Annotated in this window: 7 protein-coding genes; 6 read left to right on the top strand and 1 reads right to left on the bottom strand. The window is 45.2% G+C overall.

Translation table 11 applies throughout. The annotated features are described in order from the left end of the window. Window positions 1-99: 99 nt before the first annotated feature. The 6 genes from GC102_RS28705 (at window position 100) to GC102_RS28680 (ending at window position 8,215) form a co-directional block, all read left to right on the top strand. Window positions 100-1,119 carry a LacI family DNA-binding transcriptional regulator gene (locus GC102_RS28705; RefSeq protein ID WP_171692526.1) on the top strand — a complete coding sequence of 340 codons (1,020 nt, stop codon included), beginning with the start codon at window positions 100-102 and terminating at the stop codon, window positions 1,117-1,119. Between the two features lie 19 nt (window positions 1,120-1,138). Beyond that, entirely contained in the window at window positions 1,139-2,260 is a 1,122-nt protein-coding gene (locus GC102_RS28700; protein WP_171692525.1) for a glycoside hydrolase family 88 protein, read from the top strand. Next, window positions 2,253-3,404: a DUF2264 domain-containing protein gene (locus GC102_RS28695; RefSeq protein ID WP_171692524.1), complete on the top strand. Its 1,152-nt coding sequence runs from the start codon at window positions 2,253-2,255 to the stop codon at window positions 3,402-3,404. The genes GC102_RS28700 and GC102_RS28695 overlap by 8 nt, the downstream gene beginning before the upstream one ends. A 186-nt stretch (window positions 3,405-3,590) precedes the next feature. Beyond that, entirely contained in the window at window positions 3,591-5,246 is a 1,656-nt protein-coding gene (locus GC102_RS28690; protein ID WP_246321159.1) for a PucR family transcriptional regulator, read from the top strand. A gap of 122 nt (window positions 5,247-5,368) precedes the next feature. Continuing rightward, complete coding sequence (gene ald / locus GC102_RS28685) at window positions 5,369-6,484, top strand: alanine dehydrogenase (protein WP_171692522.1); 1,116 nt, start codon at window positions 5,369-5,371, stop codon at window positions 6,482-6,484. 903 nt (window positions 6,485-7,387) lie between these two features. Next, the gene (locus GC102_RS28680; protein ID WP_171692521.1) at window positions 7,388-8,215 is read left to right on the top strand and encodes a YitT family protein; all 828 of its coding nucleotides are present in this window, start codon (window positions 7,388-7,390) and stop codon (window positions 8,213-8,215) included. Here the strand turns inward: GC102_RS28680 and GC102_RS28675 are convergent. Continuing rightward, window positions 8,202-9,095, bottom strand: a complete 894-nt coding sequence (locus GC102_RS28675; protein WP_246321158.1) for an AraC family transcriptional regulator — start codon at window positions 9,093-9,095, stop codon at window positions 8,202-8,204. The two genes, GC102_RS28680 and GC102_RS28675, sit on opposite strands and share 14 nt — an antisense overlap. Between the last annotated feature and the right edge of the window lie 119 nt (window positions 9,096-9,214).

Raw genomic sequence — 9,214 nt, 5'->3', positions numbered from 1 at the left:
AAGTGTTAAATCGGTTATTTTATCTCTTGACAGGTTAAACGTTTCAATTTAAGCTAATAGAGGATGTTAAACGTTTAACAAAACGGAGTTGAAACAAGTATGAGCAAGCCCAAACAAGTCACAATTGTAGAAGTGGCAGCAGCAGCAGGAGTATCCATTGCCACAGTCTCCAATGTGCTGAATCGAGGTGGTATTCGTTCGTCCAAAGAGACGATACGCAAGGTCGAATTGGCTGCTGAGCAATTAGGTTATCGACGGAATACGATGGCAGCGGGGTTAAGCCGCAGCAAAACGTATGAGATCGGTCTCATCTTACCAGGGTTAACGAATTACTATGGACAGCTTGCCGAACATTTGCAGATTGAAGCACATAATGCGGGGTATCACTTATCCGTATTTTCATCAGGGGGATTCGATCCGGATATTGAGCGGAGAAACCTGGAAGTTTTGCTGCAGCGTAGAGTAGACGGATTGATATGTCATGGTTTAGCAATGGGCTTCGAATCTACAAGGTCGATCGTAAACAGCGGTACGCCATTAGTTCTTATCAATGGTTGGAACTGGCCGGAGGATATTGCGTTAGGTGCAGTGAATTTAGGATTTGCCGAGGCTTGCAAACAATCCACTAAATTGTTGGTGGAACGTGGCTGTAGAGCACTTTGCTACGTAGGCAGTAAAGGTTCGAAAGTCATCGACGAACAGCGACGCATGGGTTTCAATGCCGGGACCCAGCAATATGCAAGCGATGTTATTCATGAGATCGTGGACACTACGAAGGATTTGGATATTGAAGCTTTTCTCAAAAGCTTACTGCAGCGCCATGTGGCACCCGTAGGCATCGTTGCTTTTGATGACCATGTAGCCTTACGAATCTTATCGGCAGCAAATAAGCTGCGGATTGAGATTCCAAATCAGCTTCAGATTATTGGAATTAATAACGATTATATAGCTAAACACAGTTATCCGGGTATATCAAGCTGGGACATTCCTTATAGCTATCAAGCCCAAACGGCCATTAACAAGCTGCTACATAAATTTGGCAATAAGGCTGAGTCTGGTGAGGAGCGAGAAATCGAGGTCCCCCTTACTTTTATAGAACGAGAATCAACCAAATCATAGAAAACGGAGTGAATTGATCATGTGGAAACAAGCCATTGAAGATGCTTTGCAAAAAACGAGATTGAATATTGAACGTTTTGGGGATTTATTTCCTCACGTTAGCGAGAATGATGAGTATCACCTGAATCCCAATACAGACTGGACAGACGGCTTTTGGTCGGGTATTTTGTGGCTAGGCTACCAATATAGCGGTGACAAAGCGTTCCAGCAAGCTGCTCAGAAAACAGTTGCAAGTTTTAAACAAAGACTGGAAAACAAAGTAGCACTAGATCACCACGATATTGGCTTCTTATATTCTTTATCTTCTAAAGCGCAATGGATCATTGAGAAAGATGAAGCTGCGAAACAACTTACGCTGCAAGCAGCCGACGTGATGATGAAGCGTTGGAGACCGAAGGGTCAATATATTCAAGCTTGGGGTCCTGAAGGTGACGTAAACAACGGCGGACGCATCATTATCGACTGCATGTTGAATCTGCCACTTCTTTATTGGGCATATGAACAAACAGGCGATGCCAAATACAAAGAAGTTGCCATAATCCACGCCGACTTAAGCCGTCGTTATTTAGTTCGCGGTGATGATTCCTCTTATCATACGTTTTATTTCGATCAAGAAACTGGTGAGCCACTACGTGGTGGAACGCATCAAGGGTATCAAGATGGTTCAACTTGGACTCGCGGCCAAGCCTGGGGGATTTATGGTTTCGCGCTTTCCTATCACTACACGAAAAACCCGCTTTACTTAGAAACAGCCAAACGCTTAGCGCGTTATTTCTTTGAACGTTTGCCGCAGGACGATGTTGTTTACTGGGATTTCAATGCGCCTGTGAATGAAGAAACGAAGCGCGATAGCTCAGCTTCAGCGATTGCCTCAGCGGGTGCTCTGGAAATCTTGGAGCATTTAGCAGAGGATGATCCAGATCGTGCATTCTTGAAAGAGGGTATTCAGCGCTCCATGACAGGTTTAGTTAAATCCTACGCAACCATTGGCAAGCCTGATGCTCAAGGTTTCATTGAGCGAGGTTCATATAGTGTTCGCGGCGGAAATGCGCCTGATGACTTCATGATATGGGGCGATTATTACTACTTGGAAGCGCTGGTTCGTATGGAGAAAGGAATTAAAGGATACTGGTATGAATAATCGCTCGGTAGTAGGCAATGACCGATCTTATTGGATAAATACGATGATTCGTATTGCCGATCCAGTGATTAAGGCATTGGCATCCAAAACGCTGCGCGCAACCATGCCAGTTGAGAATAAAAAAGAAGAACAGCTCCAGTTCTCGCATCTTGAAGCTTTTGCGCGGACACTGATAGGAATGGCTCCATGGTTAGAAAACCCTGCACAGGATCCCGAGGAAGAGAAGCTTCGTCTTCATTATGGCGAGCTAGTCCGAGCTGGTCTGGACGCGGCGACAGATCCGGAGTCGCCTGATTTTTTGAACTTTTCCAAAGGCATGCAGCCGATTGTAGACACGGCATTTCTGGCTAATGCGATCCTAAGAGCCCCTAACACGCTTTGGGATCGTTTGGACAGCCGTGTTCAGGGCAATTTGGTGAAAGCCATGAAGGCAACAAGAACACGCAAACCGGGTTTCAACAACTGGCTCTTGTTCGCAGCTATGACCGAAACGGCGTTAGGTGTAATGGGTGAGGATTGGGATACCATGCGCGTGGACTTTGCCCTTAAGCAGCACGAGCAATGGTACCTTGGTGATGGGATGTACGGTGATGGTCCGCACTATCATGCCGATTATTACAACAGCTTTGTGATTCAGCCCATGTTGGTTGATATCATTGAGCAGGTACATGTGTATTACGAAGACTGGGCGAGAATGCGCGAGAATATTTTGATTAGAGCACAGCGTTATGCGGCCGTGCAGGAACGATCGATTTCACCGGAGGGGACGTTTCCTGTTACTGGTCGGTCGCTTGCTTATCGCTTTGGCGCTTTTCAATCGCTTGCACACAATTCGCTGCGACGTGAACTACCCGATGGTGTTGCGCCAGCTCAAGTAAGATGCGCACTAAGTGCGGTTATTCGCAGGCTGATTGAAGCCCCAGGCACTTTCGATGAGGCCGGTTGGCTTAAGATTGGATTATGCGGACACCAGCCTGAACTTGGCGAAACGTATATTTCCACAGGAAGCCTGTACTTATGTTCAGCCGTTTTCCTTCCTTTAGGATTGCCAGCAGATGACGAATTTTGGCGGGGGGCAGATACCCCTTGGACGTCTCAGAAGGTATGGTCAGGGCAAACGGTTGCCATTGATAAAGCGTTGTAATAGATTGCTTAATAAAAAGCGTACTGTTTCTTAATGAAACAGGCGCTTTTTTCGTGTAAACTTAGAAGGGAAACTAGCATGATCGGATGTCGATTAGCTGTAGGTTTATATTTATCCACAAGCAGCCTGATAGGACGGTTGTGGATAACTTTTAGATATGAGTGGAAAGAAAGTGGAGTGACTCTTTTGAATCAAGATTATCAGTTAACGTTACAGGAAGTGCTGGGACGACCCACTTTCGAGCAAGCCTATATTGCGGCAGGTAAACAGGGATTACAGCGTCTAGTCCGCTGGGTACATATCATTGAGGTGATACAGTTTGAACAACTGCTTCAAGGTGGTGAAATGATCCTTACGACAGGGGCTGCCTTCAAGAGCGATACGGAATTGTTCATGACATATCTGGAGCAGTTGATCAATAAAAACGTGACATGCCTCTGTATCGAAATGGGACACTACTTGAGTTCAGTTCCACAAGAATGGATACATGCGGCGGAATCTTATAATTTCCCGCTCATTATTTTTCCGCAAGCTGTGCGGTTCATTGACATTACGCAGGATATTCATGCGCATATTATCAATCAACACCATAAAGCACTTCAGGATTTGGAGAAAATATCGCGTGAATTCCATCGAATGACGCTTTCTTCACAAGGTGTCTCCCATGTACTGGGGCTTCTGCAAAGCAGTACCAAAGCCCAAGTTATTTATGTACCATTGAATGGACAGCCGAAGTTTATCCCGCATTTGGGAAGCCGGGAGTCTGGACAGTGGCTGGATTTTCTAGAAAGTCGACTGGTCGAAAGCCCGAGCAACGGAAATATAGCGGCTCCTTCCGTGATGGAAGATGAGGGTCAAACCGTTATCGTACAACCCGTTGGGGCTATGGGCAAAACATGGGCGCATATCATCCTGGTGTTCAGCCGAAAGCCGCAGGAATACGAGTATTTAATTCTTGACTCCGCTTCATTGTCTATCGCACAGGATTTGCTGCGCAAACGCTATATCGAGGAGCGTAAATTGTATTCACAGACGCTATGGGTAGATGATCTGCTGCACTTGCGGATACGTGACGAAGAGCAAATAAAAGTATTGATTGGAACTGAATTTAAGCGGCTTAACGAACTACCCTATCACGTCATCTTGATCGAATTTGTGCATGAACAAGCGGAAGGGTATAGCACAGAGGAGGAGGGAGTGGAGTCTTCGGGTATTCATCTTTCACTTGCTGTAAGATCTGTTTTTGAGCAGCATTCCTTTCATCCACTAATTACGTTGAAAAATAATAGACTCGTCGTTGTAGCCTTCGATAAAGCGACGAAAAAACGATCGTCTAAAGAACGCCTTCAGCAGGTTTTCCAATCCATTCAATACCTGAAGGCCGAGGATGAGATCAGGTTAACTATTGGCGTTGGACAAAGCAATCGAAGCTTTATGCAAGCTCACTTAAGCTACCAGGAGGCGCTTCAAGCGATTTCGCTAGCTCCAACACTGCAAGGGAAGGTACAGTTTTTTGATGAGCTTGGCGTATTCCAATTATTATTTCACATTCCAGATAAACAGATTTTACAATCCTTCGTACGTACGTATCTGGGACCGATCATCGATCATGATCAGATGAAAGGCAGCGAGCTCCTGCGCACACTCAAGGTGTACCTCGACACGGATGGCTCTAAACAAATCGCTGCCCAGCAGCTTTTTATCGTCCGACAATCACTTTATTACCGCTTGGAAAAAATAGAAGAACTGCTCGGAGCCGACTACATGCTGCCGGAAAAGCGCTTGGCGCTGCAGGTAGGGATACGGGCTTACCAGCTGTTGAATCCGGAAATGAAAATGTGAAAAGAATTTGTAAACATTTTTTACAATTTGTCTAATGGAACGTCCATGGATCGGTCTTATACTTGGAGACAAGTAAAGATTGATCCATTTTTTATGGGATCGTTAAGAGAGGCTGATGCTAAATGATTATTGGGGTTCCTAAGGAAATAAAAAATAATGAGTTTCGTGTTGGTATGACGCCTAGTTCCGTCCTTTCTTACAAAAAAGCAGGGCATGACATTATAGTCGAAACCTCAGCAGGTCAAAGCATTGGATTCACGGATGAAGATTACACAGGGGCAGGTGCAACCATCGTTGCCTCAGCAGCTGAAGTATGGTCAGCAGATATGGTCGTTAAAGTGAAAGAACCACTCCCTGAAGAGTATGGTTATTTCCACGAGGGTTTGATTTTATACACGTATCTACACCTTGCACCTGAGGCCGAATTGACGCATGCTTTAGCTCACAATAAAGTGACAGCAATCGCTTATGAAACCATTCAATTGGACAATGGCAGCCTTCCACTGCTGACGCCAATGAGTGAAGTGGCTGGACGTATGTCCGTTCAGATCGGTGCACACTTTCTAGAGAAAGCACATGGCGGCAAAGGCATTCTGCTTGGCGGTGTACCCGGAGTTGAACCGGGGAAGGTAGCTGTCATCGGTGGGGGGATAGTGGGTGCGAATGCGGCGAAAATGGCCATCGGGCTTGGTGCGGATGTCAGCATCGTTGATTTGAATCCGGATCGACTACGTCAATTGGATGATCAGTTCCAAGGTCGCGTGAAGACGATTATGTCCAATCCTTACAACATAGCCGAGGTTGTTCGTCGCGCTGATTTGGTCATTGGGGCTGTCCTTATTCCAGGAGCTCGAGCACCGCGTCTAGTTACGGAAGACATGGTCAAAATGATGAGCCCTGGCAGCGTTATCGTTGACGTTGCGATTGATCAAGGCGGATCCATCGAGACGATAGACCGCATTACCACGCATGATCAACCGACTTATGTGAAGCATGGGGTCATTCATTACGCGGTGGCGAACATGCCAGGAGCTGTTGCACGTACGTCCACGCTGGCTCTGACGAATGTGACGACACCTTACGGCTTGCAAATTGCAAGCAAAGGCTATGTGCGTGCTGCTTTGGACAACAAAGCAATTGCAAAGGGCATCAACGTGGTTGCAGGTCATGTTACTTACCAAGCCGTTGCAGAGGCACATGGCTACACTTATACGGATATTTACTCACTTTTGCAATAAATTTTACTAACAAGGAGGACTTTCGCTGCTTTGCGGAGGTCCTTTTTTAGTTATTGGTGAGAGGGACAAGAAGTTCGAGTCAAGTTTAGTTTGGGAACTACAAGCAAACGAATGTGGTGGTTTCATTGTTTAGAGGAACTACGATAAACTACGATCCGCTATTCGTGGAAAAATGCGCTAAAAGTTGAATTCGCGGAACGTGAATGCGGTATTTAATGGGAATTTGAGGTTCCGGAGGAAAACTGGAGAATAGCAGCTCCTCGTTCCGCGAAATCGGGAAATGAGCAGTTTAGAGCAAAATAAGGTCTCTGCGTTCCGCGAGCGCAATGGTAAGAGCGAATACGGACATATAAGCTGCTAATCTATGCTGGCGGGGAACAAGGAGCCGCTATTTAGACGATTATGCTGATACGGGGCTGGTACGCGGAACGGAGGAGTGTTATTTTGGTGTTTTACGGCTTTTAGACTTCGAAAACGGGAGAATAGAGGCTCCTCGTTCCGCGAAATCAGGAAATGATCACTTTCGAGCCAAATAAGGTCCCTACGTTCCGCGAACGCAATGCTAGGAGCAAGTTCGGACATATAAGCTGCTAATCTATGCTAGCGGGGAACAAGGAGCCGCTATTTCGGCGATTATGCCGATACGGGGCTGATACGCGGAACGTAGGAGCGTCATTTTGGTGTTTTATGGCATGTACACCTCAATGAAATAGCGAATCGTTGTCGCTTCTACGTTCCTCTGTGAGGATGACAATCCACTAAATTAGCTAAAGAACCTTCTTTTAGCGAGGATATGGATCAAAAACTTAGCCAATGGTTTTTCACAAAATGTATGAGTGGGTTCATTTTATGGGTAAATAAGGGGATAATAGACGATTAATGTCGTTATTGAGGAGAATTAGTATGAATAGAATCAAATGGATCAATATAGCTGCCATTATTGGAGGCTCTGCCATTATTGCTTTTGGTATCAATTATTTCAATCTTGCAAATGGGCTGGCAGAAGGGGGAATAACCGGCTTGCTCAAATATGTGCTTGGTTGGAATCCGGCATGGACGAATCTACTCATTAATATTCCGCTTATTCTTATTGGTTGGAAAATGCTTGGCCGCATTAGTTTCATTTACACTGTGGTAGGGATGTTATCGGTTTCGCTGTTTTTGTGGTTGTTCGAGAGCTTCTCCATGCCAATGCCGGACCCTCTGTTAGCTTCGTTATACGCGGGAGGGATTGTTGGACTAGGTTTTGGCATTGTGTTCCGTTTCGAAGGGATGACAGAGGGAACAGATATCATTGCACGTCTGATGCAGAAGCATTATGGGATAGGGATCGCGAAGACCATACTAGCGCTAGATTTTGTCATACTGCTGTTATCGTTGATTTATTTGGATCTCACGCGTGCAATGTATACGTTAGTTGCGATTATTGTTGGTGCTAGAGTCATTGATTTTGTGCTGGAGGGTGCCTCCGGCGCACGAGCGGCTTTTATAATAACAGTCAAACCGGATCTAATAGCAAATACGATTATGACGGAATTAAATAGAGGGATTACTTTTCTTGAAGGAAGAGGCGGCTATACGGGTAAACACAGTGAAGTGATTTATTGTATCGTAAGCCGCAAAGAAATCATCAAGCTGAAAACAATTGTACATCGCGCTGATTCATCCGCTTTCGTTACTTTCAGTGATGTGAGGGAAGTGGTTGGGAAAGGGTTCGCTACGCATGATTAATAAACTTCCGACGGAAGTTCATGGGAGAAATGCCTTCCTTGTTGGAGAAACAGAACGAGAAGTACGAGCCATGCTGAAAGCCAACCTCTTCAGCAATTCGAGTCATCGACCATCTGGTTTGGATGAGAAGCTTTTTTGCTTGCTCAATTCGGTATTGAAACAAGTAATCCATCGGCGTAACCCCATACACTTTGAGCATACACTTGGCTAAATAGTTAGGGTGGTAATTCAGCATCTGCTGTAAAAGCGAATTTGTCACTTTTTGCGTATAGTTTTGGCGGATGAAAAGCTCCACTTTCTCCGCGAGATGGAATGCCGTCACATCGGAGGTTGCCGCGAGGTCGCGATCGACTAATTGCATGAATTGTTGGAACACGCTTTGCCGTTTCCAATTGCGCAGCGATCTCGGTTCCTCATCCAATTGGAAAAATTGCTCCAAAATATCCAGTGCTTTTTGGGACAACTTCATAAACTTCGGGATAAATACAGAACACACCTCGCTGTGATTCAAATAAGCCAATTGCTTATGATTATCAATTAGCGAGGCTTGGTTATCCAAGCAATCGCTCATATTGCTGCACTCTTCCCACGCGCCAAATGTTTGGAAATGAATCCAAATAATCTCCGTCTCGGTCTCGCAAGGAATAGTTCCATAATGACTCGCATCTGGCCTTAATATGAAGGCTTCTCCTTTCTGAATCGTCCACTCCGATGTTCCTTCACCCACGTGCAAGGTTCCTTTTGTCACGACCATTAGGTCAAAAACACCGATCTGACTTCTGCTAACATGCTGTTCACCCTCCTGATATTGAAAGCGCCCACAATCAATAAAATAAGGAATGGGAGGGGAGATAAAGTGTAAAATCGGTGAGTTCATCATCGTAATTTGCTCCAATCAAAAGGTTGATATTTTTAAAAATGTGGTTGTAAAACACTATATAAATACTATGGTACACCATGTAGTATATTAATTAAAGCGCTTACGAAAAAGATCATATT

Origin of the sequence: Paenibacillus germinis (genome assembly GCF_013141785.1) — a bacterium.
GTDB lineage: Bacteria > Bacillota > Bacilli > Paenibacillales > NBRC-103111 > Paenibacillus_E > Paenibacillus_E phytorum.
The sequence above is the reverse complement of the archived record's forward strand: the minus strand, read 5'-3'. Positions and strand labels throughout refer to the sequence as shown.

Coding starts and splice junctions, on each gene's coding strand:
- GC102_RS28705 (WP_171692526.1), top strand. CDS start 100: ATGAGCAAGCCCAAACAAGTCACAATTGTAGAAGTGGCAGCAGCAGCA.
- GC102_RS28700 (WP_171692525.1), top strand. CDS start 1,139: ATGTGGAAACAAGCCATTGAAGATGCTTTGCAAAAAACGAGATTGAAT.
- GC102_RS28695 (WP_171692524.1), top strand. CDS start 2,253: ATGAATAATCGCTCGGTAGTAGGCAATGACCGATCTTATTGGATAAAT.
- ald (WP_171692522.1), top strand. CDS start 5,369: ATGATTATTGGGGTTCCTAAGGAAATAAAAAATAATGAGTTTCGTGTT.
- GC102_RS28680 (WP_171692521.1), top strand. CDS start 7,388: ATGAATAGAATCAAATGGATCAATATAGCTGCCATTATTGGAGGCTCT.
- GC102_RS28675 (WP_246321158.1), bottom strand. CDS start 9,095: ATGATGAACTCACCGATTTTACACTTTATCTCCCCTCCCATTCCTTAT.